We start from the raw sequence: 24,718 nt of genomic DNA on the forward strand, positions 1-24,718 counted from the left end.
ACTCAGTACATCTACTAATAACTAATAACTAAGAACTAAGAACTAATAATTGAGGCCAGTAATTGAGGCCAGTATTCGGCCTCAATTATTCTGCACCACTGTTTGATAAGTATTCTGAACGACTTGATAGAGTTTTGATTCATTTGAAATAACCGCTGAGTTATAAGAAAACTACGAGGTTTATCAACCTGCCATCTACACTCCCTTGCCTACCATCAAATGATTGAACACTTACAGCTTACTGTCAGCATATTTCATCAAGTTGATGTATGAATCAACATAATAAGCATCCCGGTTATTGGCTAAAAACGTTAATAATTCAGCGTGTGCCTCAGATGACACCGATAAATAATCTCCTCCAACCCCATGAAATATTACGTTTACCAGTAAAGTATCTGCGGGAATATGGCGAATATAATCGATAAGCTCTTTGCCACTTTGGCCTTCTGGATATAATATCAGTGAAAATCGAGAATCTTTCCCTTGCCCTTTCACCGCTGTAAATAACTCATTGAGCTGACTCAGGTATTGTTGGTGACTCAACACATCAGCGCCAATCACCATATCGCCACAAGGCACCGTATAAGTCCGTTCCGATTGACCATCAATGGCCTTTAAAAAAGTATTGGCTACTTTTAGCTCTTCAATCATCTGCGCCACGCTGTAATGATCAAGATCATGATGCGCCTCTACCCAATATTTGTTCGGCAAAGAGGCTCGACAAGGATGATAAACACTGTGATTGCCAAGCTCATGGCCACGGTTAGCTGCTGCACGCCATTCATCTAACCGGACATTCATAACCGGAGAGTTTACTACCACATAAAAAGACGCCTTGAAATTATGTTTATCCAGCGCGGGTATCACATTATCTAACTGACTATTAAGCGCATCATCATAAGACAGACTAACGGCTAACTTGCTCCCGCCTGGCCAAGTGAACGTATCACCTAGTGTGTTAACCGTACTTGGCGTTTCTGCATAACTTGATAATGAAAGTAGTAGTGCAGCAAAAAAACAAATTGGTTTAATCATAATAATCTAGTGTCCATAAAGTCACTTGAACTAATTCCTTGTCATTAATCCACATGCGTTTAATCTACATCAGCATGGTTGAGTGTTATGTAATCAAAAGCTCAATCGTCTATTGGACTTGGCCGACGCCATGCATATTAGTCGCTAGTGTTAATCCTATAGGCAATTGCTTTTATACGGTAGCCGTTTTTTATACAGTATTGAAAGCTATCGTTTATTCAACGCCTCAGGCAACTTCAGCTCAATTGGTGCAGATTCAATGATTGTATAATACTCATAAACTATTTAGGATCAGCACATCTGACTCGCAAACAAGAATTCACTTAATGACCACTGAGCTTTATTTTATCTACGACTCACATTGCCCTTGGAGCTATGCCGCCACACCGTTGGTGAATGCATTGCAGCAAGCCTATCCCGAAATGAATGTACATTTACTGCATAGCGCACATTACATTGGCAAAGACAGTGCTGGCGAAGAGCAAATGGAAGCGGCTGCAAAAATGAGTGGACTGAAATTTGGCCGCGATCATATTCGTTACGTAAACAGTCCTAAAAGCTCAATCAAAACCGCAAACTTTATGGCCTGGTTGCAGGGCAAACAAGCTGACAAGCAATTAGATGTGCTCAATGCGCTACAAAGAGCCCATTTCATTGAAGGCAACCCGCTTAGCAACAAGCACGACTTTAATGACATTGTAGAAAAATTTAAGCTGTCACCATCAAATAAAGTGTTTAAAGATGAGCTCAGTATGGACGCAGAGTACGTACTGGAAGGCATAGAAGAGATACAACAAGTCATTGGTACGACCGGCTTTCCCGTTTTAGTCATGACCGTTAATGATAACGCTATTTTTATCGATCACTCACAATACCTGAGCAGCCCTCATGCTGTGGTTGCTGCGGTTGAAAAAGAGATAGCAGCGATTAAACTCGCTAAAACTGAAGCATAACGATAACTCGTCACTCGCCAAATACATCATCGATGTGAATGCGCCAGCAGTAAGATCAAAAAAACCACGGCTAATGACCGTGGTTTTTAGTTAACCGCCTCTTTCAACCTTAAAGGTTAAGCAATGCTTTGAACTTGCGATGCGAGTAACCAAATGGCTAATGCAAAAAATATTACACCCATAAATTTATGTTGATATGTGCGGAATTTTTCGTTTTTGAGCAAAGATTTACCCAAACTACCCACTAATGCTACCAACAGCAAATTGAACGTCAATCCCATCACATTCAGCAACAAACCTAGCGCCAGCATTTGTTCACCTGAACTAGCACTCAACTGAGTAGACACAAACTGAGGCAAAAATAACACAAAAAAGATCAACGCTTTAGGATTCAGTAAATTGCTCAGTACCGCACGACGATAGAGTAATTTTGCAACATTACCTTGTTGGGTAATCTCGGGCGCGTCGCTTGTACCACTGCGCATACAATCCCAACCCATTTTCAATAAATACGCCCCGCCCAATACCCGTAATAGCTCTAACGCCATTGGATTCATTGCCACAAGTGCAGAAACACCCATAGCAGCAAGCAAGGTTAACACCAGTCCAGAGGTGGCATTACCAAAACAGGCATATACACCCACTTTGCGGCCATAACTCAAGCTGGAACTGGCGATCAACAGCATGTCAGGTCCAGGAATTAATAATAACGCGACCACAGTGGTTAAATATAAAGGAAGCAAAGCCAGATCAATCATCATAAATACACAAACAACAACTATTAAGACGGGAAAATAAGGCGCGGATTCTACAGCTATTCAACATGAATGAAAGTCATGTTGGCCTTCATGCCATGTTTAAGCACTGCGACCATTGGCAGAGATTGTTTACGATTAGGTACTTGACGGGAAAATGAGTTAATGACTGTAACGCAAATGGATAACACCGCTACAAACAACAAAGGCCAGCCCATTCGGCTAGCCTTTCGTTTTAACAATAAATAACAGGTAATCAGTCTTACTTGTAGAACGCTTCAACCTTGCCTTTTACTGTCATCGTAAGCGGTTGGCCACGACGATCTAATGCTTTGTGCGAGGCGACTTTTACCCAACCTTCACTGATGCAATATTCTTCAACATCAGCACGCTCTTTGCCATTAAACAAAATGCCAATCTCGTGTTCGAAAATTGCAGCCACATGGTGTGGGCTACGTGGATTAACGCTAAGGCGATCTGGTAAAGCGGGTTTAGCAGTAGTGTCGTTCATTGTCGTATGCTGTAGTTAATAAAACGTGCGCTATTGTAGGCAATACCGGCCTGATGCTCAATAGCGGCTGTCATAAATGTGAGTCGCACCGAAAAGATACTGTCTGCCAGGGAAGAAGTACTAATAATAAACGCTAAGCATCAGTGTTAAGCTGAGTGTTAAGCTAAGTGTCTGTATTTAAAATCCCGTATGATATTTTCAATGCATTTTAATTGCATATGATTTTTAATTGCATATCGGTAGCGTTAGTTTACATTTAGCGTAGTGAGCGAAAGAGTATTGACTGCCACGGGTTTAATCAAAGGGATAATGGGCAAGGGATGATGACGCAAAAACGATCAACTATATGGCATTGGTTTTTAGACGGCAAGATTGCCCCCGCTAACCTTAAAGCCGCAATGTTAGAGGTCTATCCCCATCCAAACGCAAAAAATTGGCAATTATTAATCGCCAATATCTTACTGTATCTCGGAGTGTTGTTATTTGGCGCTGGGGTGATTTTTTTCATGGCCTTCAACTGGGATGCGCTATCACACCTCAATAAATTTGCCATAGTCGAAACCATATTTGCGTTGTTTATTGGCGGATTCTATCTCACTAACCGCGCGCAAAAAAAGCAATATTTACAGCAAAAATCCCAACATGATCAATATCATTTGCAAGCTCAACACAACCAACAGACTTATGGCTGGAGCTTAGCCAATGCAATGTTACTCGGGGCCAGTATTATGCTCGGGGCATTGCTGGCGTTAGTTGGGCAAACCTATCAAACTGGCGCCGATCCATGGCAACTATTCGCCATTTGGGCAGTATTAATTTTACCTTTTGCTTACATCGCAGGTTTTGATCTGTTGTGGTTACTGGTAGTGGTATTACTCAACGTCAGCCTAGGGTTATATCTTCAATCCTTTGCTTCTGTATTTAGTTTTCTACTCGAAGACATGCAACAAATTGCTATTTTTGGCTTAGTTAACTTAGCCATTCACCTACTATTTACCCTTGCGAAAAGCTGTCAGTGGCGCGGACAATTACGCTTTAACTGCCCCATGGTAGAAGCAACCAGTTTACTGGCTAGTCTGAGTGCATTTACCTGGCTAATAGTGTGGATCATTTTTGACTTCAGCTATGACTTCGACTCGAGCGAACATATTACCTATTATGCGCTGCTTTACCTCGCCATCCTGACTAGCTTATTTGTTTGGTATCGTTATCGTTCGCCCGCTTTGTATCCGCTCACACTGGTGTTAACCAGCATAAGTACCGCGATTGTTTCGCTACTTTCAAAGGAGCTATTTGATAGCCACGACACCATTGGAGGCTTTTTTCTGATAGCGATGGTGGTCATAGGCTTAACCAGTGGCAGTTTATATTGGTTAAAAAAATTACAAACAGAGTTTGCTCAAACGGCAATGCTTAACAGTGAGGAAGCCGCTCATGAGTAACATTAAATCATACAACGCATTATGGCTGTCACTGCAAAATAAAGGCTGGGTAAATACTGATACCGCACCAGAATCCTTGTTAGCCAGCCCTTGGTATATCATTGCTGCACAAATGCTTGGTGGTTGGGTTGCTGCGCTATTTTTATTAGCGTTTGTGATGCTGGGGGTGTCATCTGCGAGTGATATAACCGAATCGTTTATCGGCTTTGGTGGCGTACTGAGTCTAGGATGCTTAGCGTATTACCGACTGGGTGAGAATCGCCAAGAATTTATTCTACAAATGGTATTTGCGTTTAGTTTATGTGGACAAACAATGCTGCTTTTTGGCACCTTCGAAAGCCTAGAATCTAGCAACGAAACACTCATCGCAGTCATTTATGTGGTCACGTTTGTCATACACTGGATAGCCATACCCCACAAAGCCAACCAATTTGTCGCGGCATTAGCCATGGTTCCCAGCTTATTAGCCATCTTAGTGATTAACCATTTATCGCTACTCATATTGCCATTATTGGTGCTGAGTTTAGTGGTTATATGGACTCAGCTTTATCGATGGCCACAACATTATCAACGTATCAGAATGCTAGGTTACGCCGTTGCTATCAGTTTACTACTCGCCAATTTAATGTTGTCAGAAATTAGCGACACCATGGAACTGCCTAACGTGCTCATGGCATTAAGCTCTAGTCTAAGTGACTACTTAGCTATCATAATCAGCCTATTATCTGCGCTATGGCTGATTAATCAAATTTTTAACCAGCTCCATTCTAATGCCAATAGCGATGCTAATACTGATAGCAATGCCAATAGCAATCAAGTTTTTATAGTGCGTCCTCGCAACAAGTTGATGGTGATTCTTGCAGCAATATTAATCGGCCTACTTTCTATCGTCATGAGCGGATTAAGCGCCGCACTACTAATGCTACTGCTAGGCTATTTTTATAACGAGCGTAAATTAGTCATCATTTCGGTATGCGCCCTGCTCGCCTTTATCGGCATGTATTATTACTCACTCCACATCGACTTGTTTGATAAATCACTGTGGTTAATGGCCAGCGGCATAGTGCTACTACTGCTCAGATTTGCCATGAGCATAAATACGAACAAGACAGCTGAAGCAGAAATGACCATGAATACCGCGACAACGGCACACAATAAGGAGCAACCATAATGCAATTAAATACTATGGCGGCGCTCAACTCACGCCAACTCAGTAAGCGGTCGCTTTGGGCTATTATCGCGGCAGTATTGATACTTGCTGGTATTAACTACAAGATTTATCAACAAGAACACTTGTTGGCTAATGGCGAAATCATCCTGTTTGAACTGGCTCCCGTCGACCCTCGCTCGTTAATGCAAGGTGATTACATGGCGTTAAATTACGATATCGCGAGAACAGTTAGCCGGTCAGTCGATGAACTCTCAAACACGTCAAATAACCATGATGGCTTTTTTATTGTCACACTCGACCAAAATCGTATTGCCCAATTTGACAGTATCTACAACGGTGCCACGCTAACACCAGCACAGCGACTGATCCAGTACCGCGTTCGTGACGGCAGAGTCAAACTGGCCAGCAACGCTTTTTTCTTTCAAGAAGGCCGAGCTGAAGAGTTTGAACACGCAAGATATGGCGAGTTTAGAGTTAACCAGGCAGGACAATTGTTACTCAGTAACATGATAGACAAGGATTTTAAGCAGATTTAAATAAACAAATGTCATTCATAACTTGTGCACAATCGCTAAAGTAAACTGTTCGATTGTGGGCGGTATAATGCTTATAAATGACTAATCAACCAAAGGGTTCGTTAGTTCATTATTCATAGTATTCACAATAACGTGTTAACTGAATCACGACTTCGTTAAAGCATTGTTCTAAGTCACTCACGTGCTCAGCGGTAACGCTGCCCTTTGCAGCCAGTGTTTCAACTTGCTGACAAATATCGGCTAACGTTAATGCCGAAACCGATTTTGATGACGACTTTAAGCCATGGGCTTGAAACGATAAATCGGCGTAGTTTGCGCTAGTCGCATAAACACTGATTAACTTAACTTGCTCACCTGCCGTTTGTAAAAAGGCATTAAACACCATGCAATGCACCGTGGGATCATCACCTAACATCGCATTTAACAATGCTATATCTAATTGATCGAATGAATCAGTCTCAACCTCTGACACTTTATTACCGTCAATATGAGTATTAACCATGGTTGTTGAGTACTCCATTAAAAGCGATTTAAGCTTAGCCAACTCAACCGGTTTAGTTAAAAAATCATTCATACCGGCATCGTAACAAGCATCGATATTGTCTTTAATAATGTTAGCTGTAATCGCAACAATGGCTAAATCTTTAAAGCGGTTATCTGCTCGAATCCTTTTCGCCAGGCCTAAACCATCTAAAATTGGCATTTGAATATCGGTTAACAGTATATCAAAACGTTTATCTTGCAGAGTTTGCCAGGCTTGCTCGCCATTACTCACAAACGTTGAATGTACCCCAAGCAAGGTTAATTGTTGCTTTAACACTAGCTGATTAGTCACTTGATCTTCAGCAACCAGTACTTCTAATATAGGAAAAGTCTCTGCTGAAACGAGTTGTTCGTTGATGTCTGCTATATCAGATTGAGTTGTAAAGTCTGTTTTAGCCAGTATGTCAGTTTTAGTGGATACATCGGCTTGCTTAAAAGTATTAAAAATTAAACTAAAACACGAACCCTTGTTTAGTTCACTTTGTACTCTTATCTCGCCTTGCATTCGCTCAACTAACTCTCGGGTAATAACCAATCCAATACCCGTGCCATTAATGTTGCTCGTTTCGGCACCTAAGCGATCAAATGGCTTAAACAACCGAGAAACGTCATCAGCAGCAAAGCCATAACCGGTATCTGCTACGCTAATTGTGCATTGGTTATTGCTCGATACGCTGCAGCTAATAAAAATATCGCCATGGGGTTTATTATATTTAATGGCATTAGAGAGTAAATTTAACATTACCTGTTTAAAGCGGCGCTCATCGACATAAAAGCACAGCCCTTCGAGTTCATTAAATCCCTCGATATGAATCGTCATCGACTGTGCATTGATAAGTTCACTTACAAACTCAACTGAATCCTCAACAACATGCTTGATTGGCACATAATCAAAACTGAACTGCATGTTACCTGACTCAATCGCCGTTAAATCAAGCACATCATTTATTAATAACAGTAAATGTTCACCAGCCCGATATATGCCCTTGGCATTGTCTTTTTGGACTTTATTAGCAAGATCATCATATTCATATAACTGTGCTAAGCCTAAAATTGCATTTAATGGCGTACGCAATTCGTGGCTCATGCTGGCCATAAAATCTGACTTTGCTTTACTTGCCGACTCAGCCTGTATTCGCAGGGTATTTAATTTTTGATGATTACTCGCGACCTCGGTTGCCATGTGATTAAACGCATTAATCACACTGCCCACTTCGTTATTTTGGTGCTTATCGACATGACAATCAAAATCACCTTTTGCCAGCCGTGCAAATGCAAATTCCAATGAGCGTAATGGTTTAGTAATTCTATAATCGACCAACCAAGCTAGCGCCATAAAAAATAAAACTAAAATCATAAATTGAATGTATATCAGCGTGTAATGCAGCTTTGATGATTCATTAATTTCATTGGTAAAGTTAACCACTAGCGTAATGCTTGCTAATGGTTTTTCTAAAAACATAATTTGTTGGCTAAGCAGCATGTCACCGCTTTGGGTTGCCCCGTTCCACACATCAAGCGGATACAATTGGTTACCGGTTGCCGTATCAACTATTTTAATGGCCTTCCAATTAGGCTGAATGTCTAATTGGTTATCTATTTGCTCGTAAAGCTCAGCGTATTGGCGGGTAAGCAAAGGCGTTGTGACAGAGGTTGAGAGTTGTTGTAATGATCGCTGTGCCGTTTTAGACAATCCATCATTAACCCAACGGGCTTGCTCTGGTAGCGCATAAAAAATAAATAAACAGGCAAGTAAAAAACCAAACGCCATTACGGCAATAAAACTCTGTGCCCGTAAACTACGCCAGCCATTAATTTTCAACATAAAATGAACGTAACCCCCATTGAGTTAATTGCTGATATTCAGCTAAAGTCGCAATACTGGGTTTAATAATGGGAATACCTGCAAGCAAGTGCTTGTGCTCTTCGCTTTGGCCTATATCTAAAATAGCTTGTTGCACTTTTTGCTGAATGGCAGGATCAACTCTTGGATGAGCCACAATAGGATGACGGCTTATTTTACGGGTTTTATAAATAATTTTAAGCTTGTCTTGTAGGTTTTGCGGTTGCTGTTTTAACGTGCCTAACACGCCACCGCCAGCCTTAGTAGAGTTTAATGCCACATTTAAATAAACCGAAGAGTGGGTTTGCACATAAACCGGCTTTATTGTTAGCCCATACAACTGCGCTAAATCAGCACGCATTAATAATGACGCGCCCAATGCATTAGGCGCCGGAAAAGCAATTTCGGCACCTTCTAACTGGCTAACATCGTCTATGCCGCTATTTTTATTCACCACTAACACACCTTGCAGTTGGCGCCCTGCATCTTTTATTAACGGCAAATAACCTTGTTTTTCGTTAGCGATGACACTGTGCCAAGGGTTCATGTAAGCAAAATCATACTCGCCATTGGCAAAAGCTTGTTCAAATACAGGTATAGACTCAACAGTGACTAACTTAATCGTCACCCCCGTCTGTTCACTGACCTGATCAAGTAAAGGCTGCCAAATTGCATTCAACTTTTGCGGCTCGTATTGCGGCACAACCCCAAACGTATACTCCTGGGCCAATAACCACGAGCTTTGAATTAAACATAATATTGCCACTACATACTTCATTAGCGCTCCAGAAAATAGCGTGTCATTTTTACTAGCTTAGTTAAATACTGCTCAAGTCACCATAAAAATATTATTTGAATTCAGGTCTATTGCATAATAAATGCTTTGGCTTGCTACTACTTGCCAATAAATATAATGCGATATAAGTCAGCAAATAATCAGTGTGTCCCCCCACTTATTTATGATCTTCCCTCATATTTTTATTCTTCATTAGCATCAGCTTTTCAGATTAGAACAATCGTTTTTATTCGCACCTACCATTTAGATACTTTCCTATACTCTGTTTTCGCTTAGTCATTTAAGCCCTGATTTTAATCCTCGAGTACATCAAGTAGATAGTTAATATCTTGAGTGGTTAATTAGGTTTTGTATTTTAGCGTAACCATACATCTTCACATGAAGCGGAGATGCGTTAACTTTAAGGAAGCTAACAATGAAACATCCATTATTTAATCAGAAAGTACTCGCGGGTTTTGTCAGCATGCTGCTTATATCCGGCTCAGCTTTCGCCAACAATCACGAAAAGTCAGAAATGACCAAGCCCAAAGGAGCGGTTGGGACTGGGATAGCATTAGAAAACCAGGCTAAAACAAATCAATTTTGGTGGCCTGATCAACTCAATCTATCTGCGCTACGAGATCACGATAAGCGCTCTAATCCTTATGGCGAAAACTTTGATTACGCCAAGGCATTTAACAGCCTTGACCTTGATAAAGTAAAACTAGACATTAATGCGTTACTGACCACATCTCAAGATTGGTGGCCGTCAGACTATGGCAACTATGGTCCCTTTTTTATCCGCATGACATGGCACAGCGCAGGTACTTATCGCACCCTTGATGGCCGCGGCGGCGCAGGTGGTGGCCAGCAACGTTTTGAACCACTCAACAGTTGGCCCGATAATGCGAGTTTAGACAAAGCACGACGTTTACTCTGGCCAATCAAAATGAAGTATGGAGAAGCCATTTCTTGGTCTGATTTGATAGTATTAGCGGGTAATGTGTCACTTGAAAATATGGGCTTTAAAACCTACGGTTTTGCCGGTGGACGTAATGATGATTGGGAACCAGACATGGTGTACTGGGGACCAGAAGTTGAAATGCTTGCTAGCGACCGTGAAGATAGCAGCGGCAAGTTACAGCGCCCGCTTGGGGCCACTCACATGGGCTTAATATACGTAAACCCAGAGGGCCCAAAAGGCGTACCAGACCCATTGGGCTCAGCCAAAAATATTCGTGTGGCCTTTGAACGTATGGCGATGAACGATGAAGAAACCCTAGCCCTAATTGCGGGTGGACACACATTTGGTAAAATGCACGGTGCACACAAGCCTAAAGATTGTTTAGGTGCTGAACCTGCTGCAGCGGGTATCGAAGAGCAAGGCCTTGGCTGGAAAAACAAATGCGGTAAAGGCCACTCAGAAGACACTATCACCAGTGGTTTAGAAGGTGCTTGGACTCAAGCCCCAACACAATGGACCTCTTTGTATCTAAGCAATTTACTTACCTTTGAGTGGAAACAAACTCGTAGCCCTGCTGGCGCTATTCAATGGATCCCAACAGACGAGTCTTTGCATAAAGCCGTTCCTGATGCGCATGTTAAAGGCAAGTTTCACGCTCCTGTCATGACAACAGCTGACTTAGCATTAAAGTATGATCCTGAGTATCGAAAAATTGCTGAACGCTTTTTAGCCGATCCAGAAGAATACCGCTTAGCTTTCGCTAAAGCTTGGTACAAACTGACGCACAGAGATATGGGCCCATCACGTAATTTCTTAGGCAAAGAAGTCCCTAAAGAAAGTCTAATTTGGCAAGATCCTATAGATGATAAAACACAATCAAATATAGATGCCGATGGCGTGCAAGCACTTAAAGCACAAATTCTAAAGTCTGACTTAACCGTGTCAGAGTTAGTGCGTGTAGCTTGGGCATCTGCGGCAAGTTACCGTCATTCAGACATGCGCGGTGGTGCAAACGGTGCTCGTATTGCACTAGCACCTCAAAAAGACTGGTCAGTAAATAATCCGGCTGAAACCGCTAAAGTGATTAAAACACTAAAAGCGATTCAAGCGGACTACAACGACAGCTTCTTTAGTAAAAGCAAAGTATCACTGGCCGACTTAATCGTTCTAGGGGGCACGGCTGCAATAGAAAAGGCCGCTAAAGATGCAGGTTTTACTGTATCAGTGCCATTTAATGCTGGTCGTGGTGATGCCACACAAGCAATGACCGATATCAATGCCTTTAGTTTACTTGAGCTAACATCTGATGGTTTTAGAAATTACTTTGACGCAGAGCAAAGCTACAAGTCGCCTGTGGACATGTTAGTTGATAAAGCAGACCAACTTGACCTATCGGTGCCAGAAATGACCGTTTTAGTGGGTGGATTACGCGCACTTGATGCTAACTACAAAGGGCTAAAACATGGGGTACTCACAAGCACACCGGGCACCTTAAGCAATGACTTTTTCGTCAATTTACTTGATATGTCTACGGTTTGGAAAAAATCGTCAACCGATGGTATTTATGAAGGATTTGATCGTCAGTCAGGTCACAAAAAATGGACTGCCACCTCAGTCGATTTAGTCTTTGGTTCAAACTCGGAGCTTCGTGCAGTGTCTGAAGTGTATGCGTTTGATACATCGAAGCAAAAGTTTGTGAATGACTTTGCTGCAGCCTGGACTAAGGTAATGAACTTAGACCGTTAAGATTAAGCCTCGTGACCAAGCGCAGCAACACTTAACAGCTGAAGCGCAACAGACACAACAGGACTTGAATCTTTAACATTCAAAAGCGAATCAATCGATTCGCTTTTTTTTATCTATAACACTCAAATAACCTTCGCTAAGCACACGACTATCAGACAATCACGTCTTATTCCAAGTGCGTAAGTAGAAGCTTTAGCCACCAAGTTGGCTACTAAAAACGGTTAATGTCGAGCTGTACGAAAGTGCATGCTGTCATTTACACGGTGACGTTTCAGACGATATTTATAACTGAATTATTTTGCCACTATTACAGACACAATATGGATACACAGACAAAAAAGGAGCCTGGTTAAGGCTCCTTTTTTTGGGGTAAATGATCGATATCAATAAGCTTTTATTGATAAGCTATTATTAATAGCCTTTTAGCTTAGAAACGGCCAACAACACCAATTGCAGCACCGAAACCGTCTACGTCTGAATCAAGATCTTTAGACAATTCAAATGTTGCAGAAAAAGCGTCAGAGATGCGTAACCAATAAGCTGTTTTAGCAATGAAAAAATCATCAGAACCGATGTCTGCGTAACCTAAACCCACAGACCATGCTTTAGTCACATACCAGTCAGCGTTTACATTAAAGAGATCGTCTGCATCAGTATGAGTCCACATAGCGCCTAAATCGATACCAGTAGTGCTTTTAAGATCGATAAAGCTGCGAGCTTCAAGACCATAGCTTGAGTCAATATCACTACCATCAACATAGAATGCCGCTACTTTTGAGCTGTCGTTGAAGTAATAACCTACATCAAGTTGGTAAATATCAGTATCAAAAACACCAGCGTCAAAACGCTCTACTTTAGCGCCAACAAACCACTTTGAATCAAAAACATAAGTGCCATCAACAGAGAAAACATCAATGTCAGCATCATCAATCATTGAATAGCTAGCGCCAACATTGGTAGCTTGTGCTAAAAAGCCATTTAATGCATATGGGCCTTTTTCTTGTGACACAGAATCGAAATAGAAACGGTAGTTTAGATCCCATTGACCATCACCGAACTCTTCAGTATTAGCAGAGTATTGCAAACCCGCTTCGTGTTGAAATGGTGCATCTTGTGCAGCTACAGCTGGTAGTGCAGCAAAACCTAATACTAGTGCTAATGCAGTAACGTTTTTCATCAATCATTCCTTTATTTGATTATTTTACGCTAGGAGATTCAAGCAGATATAAAGAATGGATAAATCATAAAAAGGGGGTTTATCCATTAACTCAAATGTAGCCTAACCTTACCGTCGGGCTAACGCGCTTTCCTAGCGGCGCATACTCTAAAGTAATGAAATGCTAAAATAAACCAAAAATGTAAAATTAATGATATTTTTCAATGCAATACATTAGATGTAATGTGTAGCGCATCACTATTACCTACTTTAGCAATAGATAAACCTGTAACCACCCAGTTAAATAAATGTTAATTAAAACAACTGATATAACAGATTAGCCAATGGCAGCAAGGTGAATAACAGTAAACATAAACACTACCGCGGTGTTTGCATTCACAAAAGTGACCACATATAAGCGGTAAATCTAACGGCGATGTTTGAATAAAACCAGCTTTATCGCATGGGGATATTGTGAGTATTTCAACACAAGGTGCATAACGTCCAAGGTCGGCAATAACAAGCAGGTTAACTATTTGATTTATGTTGATGATGACTATAGGTTATTGTCATTACATCAATTTTATCTACCTGGAAACGTCAATGTCGACTTTGTTTAAGTTCATCAAAGCTGCCTTACTCAGCATCTTTATTATTGTCATCGTTCTTGTTGCGTTTAATTGGCAAAGCGTTAATCGCTTATACAGCGTAGTCACCTTATTTGATGAATCCCTCGTGGTAAATAATTTCTCCAATATGAAGGATGTCTTTTTTAACAAAAAAATCGTTAAACAAGGCGAGCCTTATGTGTTCGACGTCGCCTTAACGCCTTTGCCTGAATCGTTTAACTATCGAAACAGCTCAACCAATACCGAAGCGTTTCTTAAACGCAGAGCAACAACCGCATTACTGGTGCTTAAAAATGACAAAGTAACCTACGAGCAATATTTTCTAGGCACTAAAAGTGATGACAAACGTATCTCGTGGTCAATGGCCAAATCATTTGTGTCGATATTGTTCGGCATGCAGGTGGATGCTGGCAACATAGACATTGAAAAAACCGTCGGCTTTTATCTGCCAGAACTTGCCAAGTCTGGTTATGGCAACGTCAAAGTAAAACACGTATTGCAAATGTCGTCTGGGGTTAAGTGGAACGAAGACTATCTAGATTTTTATTCTGACATTAACAAAATGGGCCGTGTACTGGCTATTGGCGGCTCGTTAGATCAAATGACCAGCGAACTGGTTAATGAGTCAGCCCCAGGCAAAGCATTTCATTATGTCAGCATGGACACCCACGTTATTGGCATGATTCTAAGACGAGTAACTAATAAATCATTAGTCGAACTTTTACAGCAAAACATTTGGAACACCATCGGCATGGAAAGCGATGCCTATTGGCTTACCGACTCGCAAGGTAGCGCATTTGCATTAGGCGGCTTAAATGTTACTACCCGCGACTACGCCCGCTTTGGCCGCTTATTACTCAATAATGGCGCATTTAATGGCAAACAAATCGTGTCAGCGGCTTGGATAAAAGCCGCCACTACACCGCAAGCAGATTACCTACAACCGCAAGTCGGAAAATTAGGTTATGGCTATCAAATTTGGTTACCGCCAGAAGCACAGCAAGGTGAATTCTTCTGTGTCGGTGTATATGGACAATATATTTATGTAAACCAAAAACACAATGTGGTGATCGTTAAAAATAGTGCAGATTTAGGCTTTCTTGATGAACTGAATTCAAAACAAGAAACCATCGAATTTTTCCGTGAAATTGTGGCGTCATTACAATAAACATCATCATTGATTTAACGACTGGTGATTTGTGTCGTTAACGCTAACCCTGCATTTTTCAGCCAATAAAAAAGCGACCTTCAGGTCGCTTTATTTGTTTTACATTGATTTAAATTTTCTAGGCCGTCAGAGGGTAAATATTCTGGCTGTACTTATTAATGCCCCACTTCATCCAAATACCATAAAGACTCAACACCATGGTTACTTTTGCGCTAGCAGTAGGCGCTGGCAAAGTTTGACAAAATCTGACGATGTCACAATTCCTAGTACCTTATTGTGTTCATCAACCACAGGTAAACAACCCAGTTTATTGTCGATAAAATATTGCACTACAACCGTCAGCGGCTCGTCCAAACCGAGCTTCTGCACTTGGGTATCCATAACCTCGGCAATCGGCGTAAAGCGCTCCTTTCTATCTAACGCCCCTTGGCCATATTTATTGAGCATGGTTAATACAACAGCGATCATCTTTTTATGGGTTAGCATGCCAATAAACTGCCCTGTTGATTCACTGAGCACCGGTAAATGACGCACATTACGGCTTTGCATTAATTGATGCGCATCTTTAAGGCTAGCCTCATGGCTAATACACACCGGATTAGGGGTCATAATATCGCGCACATTCATGGTCTATCTCCTTAACTGACATAAGCTAAATAACCTGATCTCGGGATTAAAAATGGAAACAAAATGCTTAATATCAAAGTATTATTGTTCAACTATTTCAAACTTGTCATTTATTTTGCTAACAAGGCGAATGAACGCCTCAATAGCTAGCCTATTGCAAGTTCATTCAACGCAGTTAGCAGGGCAAAGGACTGCTTGAAAGGCGTTTATTATCCCGAGTTGAGGTTATTTAGTCACTCAGTGCAAGTATTAACGGTAAAGATTAACCTGCTTTAGCTTGAATTCGATAAGCATGTAGCAAAGGCTCTGTGTAACCAGATGGTTGAGATTTGCCTTTAAAAATCAGATCGCATGCCGCTTTAAAGGCGATGCCGTCAAAGTGAGGCGCCATATTAGTGTACAACGGATCACCTGCATTTTGAGTATCGACCACAGCGGCCATTTTTTTCAACGCGGCCATCACTTGTGCTTCACTGCATATGCCATGCTCAAGCCAATTGGTTAAATATTGCGACGAAATGCGCAAGGTTGCTCTGTCTTCCATCAAGCCGACATTATTAATATCTGGCACTTTTGAACAACCCACACCTTGATCAATCCAGCGCACAACATAGCCCAAAATACCCTGGGCATTATTTTCTAGTTCAAAAGCAATTTGCTCATTGGTGAGTGTTACCCCTTCAGCAAGTAAAGGAATGGTCAACAAACTGTCAATGCTAGCACGTGGGCGTTGCTTAATGTGTTGCTGAACGTCTGCCACATTAATTTGGTGATAATGAGTAGAATGCAGCACAGCACCATTTGGCGACGGCACCCACGCTGTATTTGCGCCCGCTTTAGGATGAGCCACTTTTTGCTCAAGCATCGCTGCCATTTCATCTGGCATTGGCCACATGCCTTTACCGATTTGAGCGCGACCTTGTAAGCCACATTCAAGCCCAATATCGACATTCCAATCTTCGTAAGCACTAATCCACTTTTGCTGCTTCATCACAGATTTAGGCACAAACGCGCCCGCTAGCATTGAGGTATGCAACTCATCACCCGTACGGTCAAGAAAGCCGGTATTAATAAACACGACGCGATCTTTCGCAGCCCTAATGCACTCTTTTAAATTCAGTGTCGTTCTGCGCTCTTCATCCATAATGCCGACCTTAATCGTATTACGCGGAAGCTTGAGCGCATCTTCTATCTTAGTAAACAGATCACAGGTAAATTGCACTTCTTCAGGACCATGCATTTTAGGTTTTACAATATTCACCGAACCTTTACGGCTATTACTACGACCATTATTGTTACCTTTAAGGTCGTGCATCGCAGCGAGCACAGTGATCATGCCATCAAGTATCCCTTCAGGTACTTCGTTGCCATTTTTATCCAGCACAGCATCAATGGTCATCAAGTGACCCACATTACGCACAAATAGCAAACTTCTACCGGGTAAAGTCACTGTTTTTACTTCTGCATTCTGGCTGGTACTCTGGTTGACATTAGCAGCGGTATAGACGCGATCGTCATTGAGCTCTCTCACGATCTCTTTGCCATTTTTAGTCAGTGAAGCAGATAAATTACCTTGCATCAAACCTAACCAATTACGATAAATTTCAACCTTGTCTTCAGCATCCACTGCGGCGACAGAGTCCTCACAGTCCATAATGGTGGTAACAGCGGCTTCAACCAGTAAGTCTTTAACGCCAGCGCGATCGCTGCCACCAATAACACTGCTTGGATCTATTTGAATTTCGATATGCAGACCATTATTAACTAACAAAATAGCACTTGGTGCATCGGCACTACCTTGGTAACCCACACATTTATCGGTTTGGGCTAAGGTTGTGGTAGAGCCGTCAGTTAATTGCACCCGTAACACACCCGCGTCGAGGTAATAACGGGTCACATCGGCATGGCTGCCTTGTGCTAAGGGCGAAGCGGTATCTAAGTGTTGTTTGGCAAAAGCGATAACTTTATTGCCGCGTACCGGGTTATATTGTTTGGTGAGCTCCGCGCCACCTTCTTCAGATATCGCGTCAGTGCCATATAGCGCATCATACAAGCTGCCCCAACGAGCATTGGCAGCGTTAAGCGCAAAGCGAGCATTTTTAACCGGCACTACAAGTTGTGGTCCAGCTTGCGCAGCAATTTCATGGTCGACATTTTCAGTGCTAATTTGAAAAGCTTCACCCTCAGGCACCAGGTAACCTATTTCAAATAGAAAAGCTTTATATTTTGCAGGATCAAAATCTTTGGTGGGATGGTCAATATGCCATTGATCAATTTGCTGTTGTAGTTGTTGTCTTTTTTCTAACAGCTTCACATTAATGGGAGAAAATTCGCTAATAATGTCCTCAAATTTTGCCCAAAAGGTTGCTGAATCAATGCCAGTACCTGGGCAAATGTCACTGTCGACCAATTGCCACAATGCTTGCGCTATGTGTAATCCACCTACTTGAATACGTGCTGTCATTTTATATCCCTACCTTAATTTCTGTGCGTTGACTGTGAACTCAGTCCTAAATCATATGCCTTAAATCATTGGCCCTAAATCATTAGCCTCAAATCATTAGTCCCGAATCTCCAGTCATAAGCATTAGCCATAAATCACTCGCGCAAACTCATTCCACTGTTAACAGCTTACTGTTCATACGCAGTAATACTTTACTCTATATCAAAGCTATCTTATTTATCCAATTTATACTTACTATCACCACTATTCACCAAAGATATGGCAAAATGGTGTTTTTTGGTTAATTTGCAACATATACGTAACTAAAGATCACAATAACAATAAGGTTAAACATCCCCTCGATTTATCTCTTCTGCGGTTTTAGTGATAAGTTGACGCATCCACTGATGCGCGGGATTATGCTGAAGCAAAGGGCTCCAGGCCATAGTCAAGGCGATGGGTTGAATAATAAAAGGCGGCGGAACAATGCTCACCCGTTCATTATTGATGTGATGACGTGCCATCTTACTTGGTATGGTTGCGATCAAATCTTGTTGCTCAGCCAACAAACAGGCGGTTTGATAATGGCGTGTAAAAACGGTGATCTGGCGTTTCACACCAATTCGCGTTAATGCTTCATCTACCCAGCCCAAACGCTGAACATCATCTGGGTTCATCCCTACCCCAACACCCATCCCTGTTTTACTCACCCACACATGCTTAGCTTTTAAATAACTGTCTAAAGAAAACTTCTTTAAAACAGGATTACCCTTACTAATCAAGCAGCTAAAATCATCACTCCACAATATTTTTTGATGAAATGATTGCGGAATACTGTCAAAACGGTTGATCACCATATCGACTCTTCCTTGTTCTACATCAGGGAAACTGACATCACTTGGGGTCATGATATCTAAAATAATGTTGGGTGCTTGAGTACGAAGCTTAGCAATGAGCGGTGGAATTAACGTCGCTTCAGCATAATCACTTGCCATAACACGGAAGACTTTATCACTTTCCAGTGGATCAAAATTGGCACGCGGTTGTACGGCTTTTTCCAGCCCAATAATCAGCTCACTGATAATGGGTTGTAATTCATTTGCACGTTCGGTCGGTGTCATGCCCTGACTCGTGCGAATAAGTAAGGGATCATCAAACAAGTTTCGTAAGCGTTTTAGGCCGTTACTCATTGCAGGCTGGCTGATACCAAGCTGGTCTGCCGCTTTAGTAACATTTCTTTCACGTAGTAAAACATCTAAATAAACAAGGAGGTTCAAGTCGATACGAGATACATTCATATGGTGAATACCGAAGATAGTAAGCATAAATTAGGTTTATTTAACCAAATCTAGCTATTATTTTCAACGTAATCAATTGCCGCTAATCTATTTGTTAAGGAATAAACACATGACTCACTACAAAAATAATATCGATGAAGCTGCCACCTTGATTAATTCGGAAGGTAGTGCATGGAATGCCATCAACCCAGAGTCAGTCGCTCGTATGCGTCTACAAAATCGTTTTAAGACTGGGTTAGACATCGCAAAGTACACTGCCAAGATCATGCGTGAAGACATGGACAACTACGACAAGGACTCATCGCAGTACACTCAGTCTTTAGGTTGCTGGCATGGTTTTATCGCCCAACAAAAAATGATTTCGATTAAAAAACACCTTTTAACCACCAAGCGTCGTTACTTATATCTTTCAGGTTGGATGGTAGCTGCACTGCGTAGTGAGTTTGGTCCATTACCTGACCAATCTATGCATGAAAAAACCTCTGTTGCTGCGTTGATTAAAGAGTTATACACCTTCCTACGTCAAGCTGATGCTCGTGAACTAGGTGGTCTTTTCCGCGAATTAGATAGTGCCAAAGAGTCAGATAAAGCCGCGATTCAACACAAAATTGAAAACTTCGAAACCCACGTTGTACCTATTATTGCCGACATTGATGCCGGTTTTGGTAACGAAGAAGCCACTTACTTGATGGCAAAACAAATGATTGAAGCCGGTGCTTGTTGTATTCAATTAGAAAACCAAGTGTCAGATGTAAAACAGTGTGGCCACCAAGACGGTAAAGTCACCGTGCCACATGTTGAATTTTTAGCAAAAATTAATGCGGTTCGTTATGCATTTTTAGAACTCGGTATCGATGACGGCGTGATTGTTGCGCGTACCGATTCATTAGGTGCAGGCTTAACTCAAAAAATTGCTGTCACTAAAGAAGCTGGCGATCTAGGCGATTTATACAATAGCTTCCTTGAAGTTGAAGCGGTTGATGCTGCAAAACTTGAAAATGGTGATGTGGTATTCCAGCAAGGTGGCAAACTAGTCAAACCGGCTCGTCTACCAAATGGCTTATTTAAGTTCCGTGCAGGTACGGGTGAAGAACGTTGTGTACTTGATTGTATTACTTCATTGCAAAATGGCGCTGATTTATTGTGGATTGAAACTGAAAAGCCTCATGTATCTCAAATCGGTGCCATGGTTAACGAAATCCGTAAAGTTGTTCCTAATGCCAAGCTTGTGTATAACAACTCGCCATCGTTTAACTGGACGCTTAACTTCCGTCAGCAAATATTTGATGCGATGCAAAAAGCAGGACAAGACGTGTCAGCTTACGACCGCCCTCAATTAATGAGTGTTGATTACGATGGCACTGAGCTTGCTATCCAAGCTGATGAAAAAATTCGTACATTCCAATCTGACTCGGCCCGTGAAGCAGGTATTTTCCATCACCTTATTACACTACCGACTTACCATACAGCAGCACTGTCTACCGACAACTTGGCTAAAGAATACTTCGGTGACCAAGGCATGTTGGGTTATGTTGCCAATGTTCAACGTAAGGAAATCCGTCAAGGTATCGCCTGTGTTAAACATCAAAACATGGCTGGTTCAGATATGGGTGATGCACATAAAGAGTACTTCTCTGGTGACCAAGCGCTTAAAGCGTCTGGTAAAGACAACACAATGAACCAGTTCTAGGACCGCTTTTACAGTCTGATTTTATAACTGCTTTTATAACTGCTTTTATAAACAGATTTATAGACTGATTTTGTAAACTGCTTGTGTAGAAAGTGACTTACCCAAATAGTGACTAGCTTAAGCGATGTTTTTGAAGTGAACATGACTAACAGCGAAAACTAAACCCAAAAGGCCTGCTTAAAATAAGCAGGCCTTTTTATGTTTCACACTCAGGTAAAATGGTAGCTGTGACGCTAACTCATTAATGCTATTGGCTTAATGCAACAAACTAGCATAACTGACTAACATTATTGATCTTGCACTTCCTTTACCGCAACCCATTAAGATACACACTGATACAAGCCATTATTCTGCAATGACATTTTTGACTACTGCAACAGCCCATTTCGCCAAGTGCGACGCATAACGATTGATGAAAATTTCCACTTACAATATTGCCAAACTCGGAGTATATTAATCCAGCAGATTCATGGATTTAGAATTGCGACCAATTACTTAGGTCACACCACGCGCAAGGACGACAATGACAAGCTTCATCTCCAGTTTATTATCAGTAGGCATTCTTCTTTCTAGTATGTTTGTCACCCTTGGGGTGATGTTTGTATTGCTCAAACATCGCGACAGAACTGTTAAATTACCCGTCGATCGCGACCAACTTCAACGAATTCCCGCTTTTGGCTTACAGCAAGAGATACAAGACCTCCAAATCAATTTAATCGCCAGTATGCTAATGGGCGTATTGGTTGTGTGTCTGCCATTTGCCGTTAACAGCATTCAAGCACACATTACCGTCGGCAAATTCCCTTGGATGTTTGCCATAATCTCTTTTATCGGATTATCTTATTGCGGCTACAAAACGTGGAAAAACTTTTCCAAACTCACCAAATTACGCCTAGGCCACACCGCAGAAATCGCCACTGCCAATGAGCTAATCGGCTTACAAGCTTTGGGCTATCAAGTGTTTCACGACATACAAGCCGATGGCTTTAACATCGACCATTTAGCCATAGGCAAAAATGGCGTATTCGCCATCGAAACCAAAGGCCGCCACAAGCGCAAACGCGACAGTAAATCGACTAGCGCAACCCAAGGTAAAGACTACCAACTATTTTATAAAGACGGCCGCTTATGCTTTCCATCGTGGACTGAAACCAAACCAATAGAACAAGCAACTCGACAAGCAACGTGGGTTAGCCAGTGGCTCACCAAAGCTACCGGCCAGCAAGTGTTCTCCAGCCCAGTACTGGTATTCCCCGGTTGGTACGTCACCAGCCAAACTCGGCCACCGTTCCCCATCTTAAACCACAAACAGCTGGTCAAAACCATACCAGCGCTTAGATCGGATAAAGAAGTCACTCAAACACTCAGCCAACAACAAGTCGACGCGATTGTGTATCAAGTAGCACGGAGATGTTTGAGTTGAAATGATGTTAGTAATTGATAAATATCTATATTTTTACAGTTACTAATTATAGGTAAAATTTATAATAGAAAATTAAGGTGTATATATGGGCGAAAAATCAAAAACTATCGGTGAAAAAGGTGAAAAAATAGTTGAAAACTTTTTGAAAATGATTGGATGGAATAACCCTCAGCCGAATGAAACAATAATCTGTCAGCATCCTGCTGAACATAAGTCAAAAAGCTCAGAAAGACCAAGAGCAACTCACGGGATAGACTTTTTTTACGCCAATAAATCTAATTTAAAAATTAATACTCTTGACAACATTGTAATCTCTGTAAAGTACTCTGCCGTAGAATACCCTAAATATCCATCCACAATGTTCAAAAGTCACTTAACAGATTTAGCTCAAACTTTAGAGTGTTTTATTAGATCAGAATTAAGGCAAAATTCAAATTCGGATTTCAATGAATTAAGAAGTATAAAAAAAGCAGATGATCTCGGTGTACTATTTTGGATAAACAACAACAAAACCTCAACCCAAAATATAGCAAAAGATGTAGCAACTATCGAAATACCCAAAGACATTAATTTCTCGAGTATTTATTTAGTTGACAATTACAGAATGGCTTTCATTCATCAAACATTGACAAAACTTAATAGTAAACACTCTGATTTCGATATTAACTTCCATTATAATCAAAGTGATGCGAATTTTTCAGATTCTGACATAAAGAAATATGGTAAATCTATGCCAGTAGAATACCTAACTGCTGACATGATCCCTTTCAGATTAATCAATAGGCTAAACAATGAAGTTATCTTTTGCATTTCATTAAATGATAACTTTAATGAAGAAAACCTTAATTATATATTGTCCTATGCTAGCGATGTTTCCTTAGATTTTACAACTAGCTTTGTTATTCTCTTCCCTGATTATAATGAATTAGAACATGGTGTCATTGGCGAAAAAGTTATAGGGAAGTTTAACAAAAGAGAACATAAAATAACGGTTACAATCCACTCTTACACTAATGGATTTTGGAGTTTAGGTGATGAATAATAAACAAAACTTCAAAGGAAAATTATTATTTGGTAATTCGCTGAGAGACTTGTTAAATGATTCCAATGTTACAAATACAGTATTAAGAAAAATAACACGTCGTAGAGGGATTTTTATTTATAAAAATGAAAAACCAGATCATATACAAGCTCTTGTTAGTACAGGAATAACCCCTATTGAACTTACTGAAATAATTGACAGCATTATAACTAAAGAGGAAAACCCTAAATACCAATCACAAATAATAAGGTGTAATGACAATAATTTAAGCTTGATAAATTCTGTCCCTATTGATTTTAATTTACGTAACATAGCTCAAGAGGATTTTTCTAATTACCAGATAATAGGAGTACCAAACTTCAAAGCCGTTGGTGATGGTAAAGATCATATTGAACTAGACTTTAGTATTGAAAGATTTCAAATGACAAATAGCAGCTATAAAAATATATCTGAATTTCAAGGTAAGATAATAATAAAAAAAGAAAATGGTGAAGTTGATATAAAAGCAACGACTTCACACTCATCTCCAGAAACTAAGGAGATAGCAAAAAAAGTTGTTGATTACTTTGTTAATGAACTAAAAAAATCTGGAGTTATTAACATAAAAGAAAATCTAATAAAAGTCAGATTTTCAGACTTCACCAATGAAAATAGAATAAGTTTCATTAAAGAATTAAGTCAAAAAAGCAATGGAGAGAAAACTTTGTATTTTAAAGATACAAAAGACATATCCTTTAAACCTGAACCAGGTTCAGTTCTGCCTGACGAAATATCATGGATGCAAGAAAATATTTCAAACTTAGCACTTCAGGGTAAAAATTTACATTCTACATTTTTTTTTGACAACGTAAATTTTTATAAACATATACAACTTTATAGAGTTGTAGCTTACCCCCTGTGTCAGGATAGTTGTCGCCTCAATTAATTTACAAATAAACAGGGAGCGGTAAGTTACAGCAAGTGAATTA

Annotated in this window: 20 protein-coding genes; 10 read left to right on the top strand and 10 right to left on the bottom strand. The window is 40.8% G+C overall.

All coding sequences use genetic code 11. The features are described 5' to 3' along the window. Window positions 1–231: 231 nt before the first annotated feature. The gene (locus AAEY99_RS13230) at window positions 232–1,035 is read right to left on the bottom strand and encodes a polysaccharide deacetylase family protein (protein ID WP_351010779.1); all 804 of its coding nucleotides are present in this window, start codon (window positions 1,033–1,035) and stop codon (window positions 232–234) included. Between the two features lie 326 nt (window positions 1,036–1,361). Here AAEY99_RS13230 and AAEY99_RS13235 point away from each other — a divergent pair, with 326 nt between their 5' ends. Then, window positions 1,362–1,988 carry a protein-disulfide isomerase gene (locus tag AAEY99_RS13235; RefSeq protein WP_192115569.1) on the top strand — a complete coding sequence of 209 codons (627 nt, stop codon included), beginning with the start codon at window positions 1,362–1,364 and terminating at the stop codon, window positions 1,986–1,988. A gap of 116 nt (window positions 1,989–2,104) precedes the next feature. Here the strand turns inward: AAEY99_RS13235 and AAEY99_RS13240 are convergent, their stop codons facing one another. From AAEY99_RS13240 to AAEY99_RS13250, 3 genes are read right to left on the bottom strand one after another with little or no spacing between them, the layout of a single operon-like run. After that, window positions 2,105–2,749, bottom strand: a complete 645-nt coding sequence (locus AAEY99_RS13240; RefSeq protein WP_101086012.1) for a LysE family translocator — start codon at window positions 2,747–2,749, stop codon at window positions 2,105–2,107. 53 nt (window positions 2,750–2,802) lie between these two features. Continuing rightward, window positions 2,803–2,961 carry a hypothetical protein gene (locus AAEY99_RS13245; RefSeq protein WP_192115567.1) on the bottom strand — a complete coding sequence of 53 codons (159 nt, stop codon included), beginning with the start codon at window positions 2,959–2,961 and terminating at the stop codon, window positions 2,803–2,805. Window positions 2,962–3,005: 44 nt separating this feature from the next. Beyond that, window positions 3,006–3,254, bottom strand: a complete 249-nt coding sequence (locus tag AAEY99_RS13250; RefSeq protein ID WP_011638562.1) for a DUF3297 family protein — start codon at window positions 3,252–3,254, stop codon at window positions 3,006–3,008. A 320-nt stretch (window positions 3,255–3,574) separates the two neighbouring features. Here AAEY99_RS13250 and AAEY99_RS13255 point away from each other — a divergent pair, with 320 nt between their 5' ends. Genes AAEY99_RS13255 through AAEY99_RS13265 form a run of 3 tightly spaced genes read left to right on the top strand, consistent with a single transcriptional unit; the run spans window position 3,575 to window position 6,403 of the window. Then, window positions 3,575–4,696, top strand: coding sequence for a DUF2157 domain-containing protein (locus tag AAEY99_RS13255; protein ID WP_351010782.1), 1,122 nt, complete (start codon window positions 3,575–3,577; stop codon window positions 4,694–4,696). After that, complete coding sequence (locus tag AAEY99_RS13260; RefSeq protein WP_351010783.1) at window positions 4,689–5,867, top strand: DUF4401 domain-containing protein; 1,179 nt, start codon at window positions 4,689–4,691, stop codon at window positions 5,865–5,867. Before AAEY99_RS13255 ends, AAEY99_RS13260 begins: the two co-directional genes overlap by 8 nt. Then, window positions 5,867–6,403: a GDYXXLXY domain-containing protein gene (locus AAEY99_RS13265; RefSeq protein ID WP_351010784.1), complete on the top strand. Its 537-nt coding sequence runs from the start codon at window positions 5,867–5,869 to the stop codon at window positions 6,401–6,403. The genes AAEY99_RS13260 and AAEY99_RS13265 overlap by 1 nt, the downstream gene beginning before the upstream one ends. A gap of 109 nt (window positions 6,404–6,512) precedes the next feature. Here AAEY99_RS13265 and AAEY99_RS13270 read toward each other — a convergent pair whose 3' ends face one another. Both AAEY99_RS13270 and AAEY99_RS13275 read right to left on the bottom strand, forming a co-directional pair. Continuing rightward, a complete protein-coding gene (locus tag AAEY99_RS13270) occupies window positions 6,513–8,771 on the bottom strand; it encodes an ATP-binding protein (protein WP_351010786.1) in 2,259 nt (752 codons plus the stop codon). Next, window positions 8,758–9,567 carry a phosphate/phosphite/phosphonate ABC transporter substrate-binding protein gene (locus AAEY99_RS13275; RefSeq protein WP_101086016.1) on the bottom strand — a complete coding sequence of 270 codons (810 nt, stop codon included), beginning with the start codon at window positions 9,565–9,567 and terminating at the stop codon, window positions 8,758–8,760. Before AAEY99_RS13275 ends, AAEY99_RS13270 begins: the two co-directional genes overlap by 14 nt. A 433-nt stretch (window positions 9,568–10,000) precedes the next feature. On the opposite strand from AAEY99_RS13275, the gene katG reads away from it, so the two are divergent. Further along, window positions 10,001–12,274: a catalase/peroxidase HPI gene (gene katG / locus AAEY99_RS13280; protein WP_351010789.1), complete on the top strand. Its 2,274-nt coding sequence runs from the start codon at window positions 10,001–10,003 to the stop codon at window positions 12,272–12,274. 427 nt (window positions 12,275–12,701) lie between these two features. On the opposite strand, the gene AAEY99_RS13285 is transcribed toward katG, so the two are convergent. Continuing rightward, the gene (locus AAEY99_RS13285) at window positions 12,702–13,451 is read right to left on the bottom strand and encodes a putative porin (RefSeq protein ID WP_162022363.1); all 750 of its coding nucleotides are present in this window, start codon (window positions 13,449–13,451) and stop codon (window positions 12,702–12,704) included. 582 nt (window positions 13,452–14,033) lie between these two features. On the opposite strand from AAEY99_RS13285, the gene AAEY99_RS13290 reads away from it, so the two are divergent. Next, window positions 14,034–15,227 carry a serine hydrolase domain-containing protein gene (locus AAEY99_RS13290; RefSeq protein WP_351010791.1) on the top strand — a complete coding sequence of 398 codons (1,194 nt, stop codon included), beginning with the start codon at window positions 14,034–14,036 and terminating at the stop codon, window positions 15,225–15,227. A 201-nt stretch (window positions 15,228–15,428) separates the two neighbouring features. On the opposite strand, the gene AAEY99_RS13295 is transcribed toward AAEY99_RS13290, so the two are convergent. The 3 genes from AAEY99_RS13295 to AAEY99_RS13305 form a co-directional block, all read right to left on the bottom strand. Continuing rightward, window positions 15,429–15,854, bottom strand: a complete 426-nt coding sequence (locus tag AAEY99_RS13295) for a CBS domain-containing protein (RefSeq protein WP_192115541.1) — start codon at window positions 15,852–15,854, stop codon at window positions 15,429–15,431. Window positions 15,855–16,116: 262 nt separating this feature from the next. Continuing rightward, entirely contained in the window at window positions 16,117–18,318 is a 2,202-nt protein-coding gene (locus tag AAEY99_RS13300) for a malate synthase G (RefSeq protein ID WP_351010792.1), read from the bottom strand. A gap of 326 nt (window positions 18,319–18,644) precedes the next feature. Further along, complete coding sequence (locus tag AAEY99_RS13305) at window positions 18,645–19,595, bottom strand: LysR family transcriptional regulator (protein WP_101086026.1); 951 nt, start codon at window positions 19,593–19,595, stop codon at window positions 18,645–18,647. Window positions 19,596–19,704: 109 nt separating this feature from the next. On the opposite strand from AAEY99_RS13305, the gene AAEY99_RS13310 reads away from it, so the two are divergent. From AAEY99_RS13310 to AAEY99_RS13325, 4 genes are all read left to right on the top strand, one after another. Next, window positions 19,705–21,285, top strand: coding sequence for an isocitrate lyase (locus tag AAEY99_RS13310; protein WP_123776488.1), 1,581 nt, complete (start codon window positions 19,705–19,707; stop codon window positions 21,283–21,285). 523 nt (window positions 21,286–21,808) lie between these two features. Beyond that, the gene (locus AAEY99_RS13315; RefSeq protein ID WP_351010795.1) at window positions 21,809–22,708 is read left to right on the top strand and encodes a nuclease-related domain-containing protein; all 900 of its coding nucleotides are present in this window, start codon (window positions 21,809–21,811) and stop codon (window positions 22,706–22,708) included. 85 nt (window positions 22,709–22,793) lie between these two features. Beyond that, window positions 22,794–23,750 (top strand): GapS4a family protein, encoded by a 957-nt coding sequence (gapS4a, locus tag AAEY99_RS13320; protein WP_351010797.1) that lies wholly within the window; start codon window positions 22,794–22,796, stop codon window positions 23,748–23,750. Further along, a complete protein-coding gene (locus AAEY99_RS13325; RefSeq protein WP_351010799.1) occupies window positions 23,743–24,675 on the top strand; it encodes a hypothetical protein in 933 nt (310 codons plus the stop codon). Before gapS4a ends, AAEY99_RS13325 begins: the two co-directional genes overlap by 8 nt. Window positions 24,676–24,718 lie beyond the last annotated feature (43 nt).

It is taken from the genome of Shewanella sp. S1-58-MNA-CIBAN-0166 (assembly GCF_040310085.1).
Classification (GTDB): Bacteria; Pseudomonadota; Gammaproteobacteria; order Enterobacterales; family Shewanellaceae; genus Shewanella.

Coding starts and splice junctions, on each gene's coding strand:
- AAEY99_RS13230 (WP_351010779.1), bottom strand. CDS start 1,035: ATGATTAAACCAATTTGTTTTTTTGCTGCACTACTACTTTCATTATCA.
- AAEY99_RS13235 (WP_192115569.1), top strand. CDS start 1,362: ATGACCACTGAGCTTTATTTTATCTACGACTCACATTGCCCTTGGAGC.
- AAEY99_RS13240 (WP_101086012.1), bottom strand. CDS start 2,749: ATGATGATTGATCTGGCTTTGCTTCCTTTATATTTAACCACTGTGGTC.
- AAEY99_RS13245 (WP_192115567.1), bottom strand. CDS start 2,961: ATGGGCTGGCCTTTGTTGTTTGTAGCGGTGTTATCCATTTGCGTTACA.
- AAEY99_RS13250 (WP_011638562.1), bottom strand. CDS start 3,254: ATGAACGACACTACTGCTAAACCCGCTTTACCAGATCGCCTTAGCGTT.
- AAEY99_RS13255 (WP_351010782.1), top strand. CDS start 3,575: ATGATGACGCAAAAACGATCAACTATATGGCATTGGTTTTTAGACGGC.
- AAEY99_RS13260 (WP_351010783.1), top strand. CDS start 4,689: ATGAGTAACATTAAATCATACAACGCATTATGGCTGTCACTGCAAAAT.
- AAEY99_RS13265 (WP_351010784.1), top strand. CDS start 5,867: ATGCAATTAAATACTATGGCGGCGCTCAACTCACGCCAACTCAGTAAG.
- AAEY99_RS13270 (WP_351010786.1), bottom strand. CDS start 8,771: ATGTTGAAAATTAATGGCTGGCGTAGTTTACGGGCACAGAGTTTTATT.
- AAEY99_RS13275 (WP_101086016.1), bottom strand. CDS start 9,567: ATGAAGTATGTAGTGGCAATATTATGTTTAATTCAAAGCTCGTGGTTA.
- katG (WP_351010789.1), top strand. CDS start 10,001: ATGAAACATCCATTATTTAATCAGAAAGTACTCGCGGGTTTTGTCAGC.
- AAEY99_RS13285 (WP_162022363.1), bottom strand. CDS start 13,451: ATGAAAAACGTTACTGCATTAGCACTAGTATTAGGTTTTGCTGCACTA.
- AAEY99_RS13290 (WP_351010791.1), top strand. CDS start 14,034: ATGTCGACTTTGTTTAAGTTCATCAAAGCTGCCTTACTCAGCATCTTT.
- AAEY99_RS13295 (WP_192115541.1), bottom strand. CDS start 15,854: ATGAATGTGCGCGATATTATGACCCCTAATCCGGTGTGTATTAGCCAT.
- AAEY99_RS13300 (WP_351010792.1), bottom strand. CDS start 18,318: ATGACAGCACGTATTCAAGTAGGTGGATTACACATAGCGCAAGCATTG.
- AAEY99_RS13305 (WP_101086026.1), bottom strand. CDS start 19,595: ATGAATGTATCTCGTATCGACTTGAACCTCCTTGTTTATTTAGATGTT.
- AAEY99_RS13310 (WP_123776488.1), top strand. CDS start 19,705: ATGACTCACTACAAAAATAATATCGATGAAGCTGCCACCTTGATTAAT.
- AAEY99_RS13315 (WP_351010795.1), top strand. CDS start 21,809: ATGACAAGCTTCATCTCCAGTTTATTATCAGTAGGCATTCTTCTTTCT.
- gapS4a (WP_351010797.1), top strand. CDS start 22,794: ATGGGCGAAAAATCAAAAACTATCGGTGAAAAAGGTGAAAAAATAGTT.
- AAEY99_RS13325 (WP_351010799.1), top strand. CDS start 23,743: ATGAATAATAAACAAAACTTCAAAGGAAAATTATTATTTGGTAATTCG.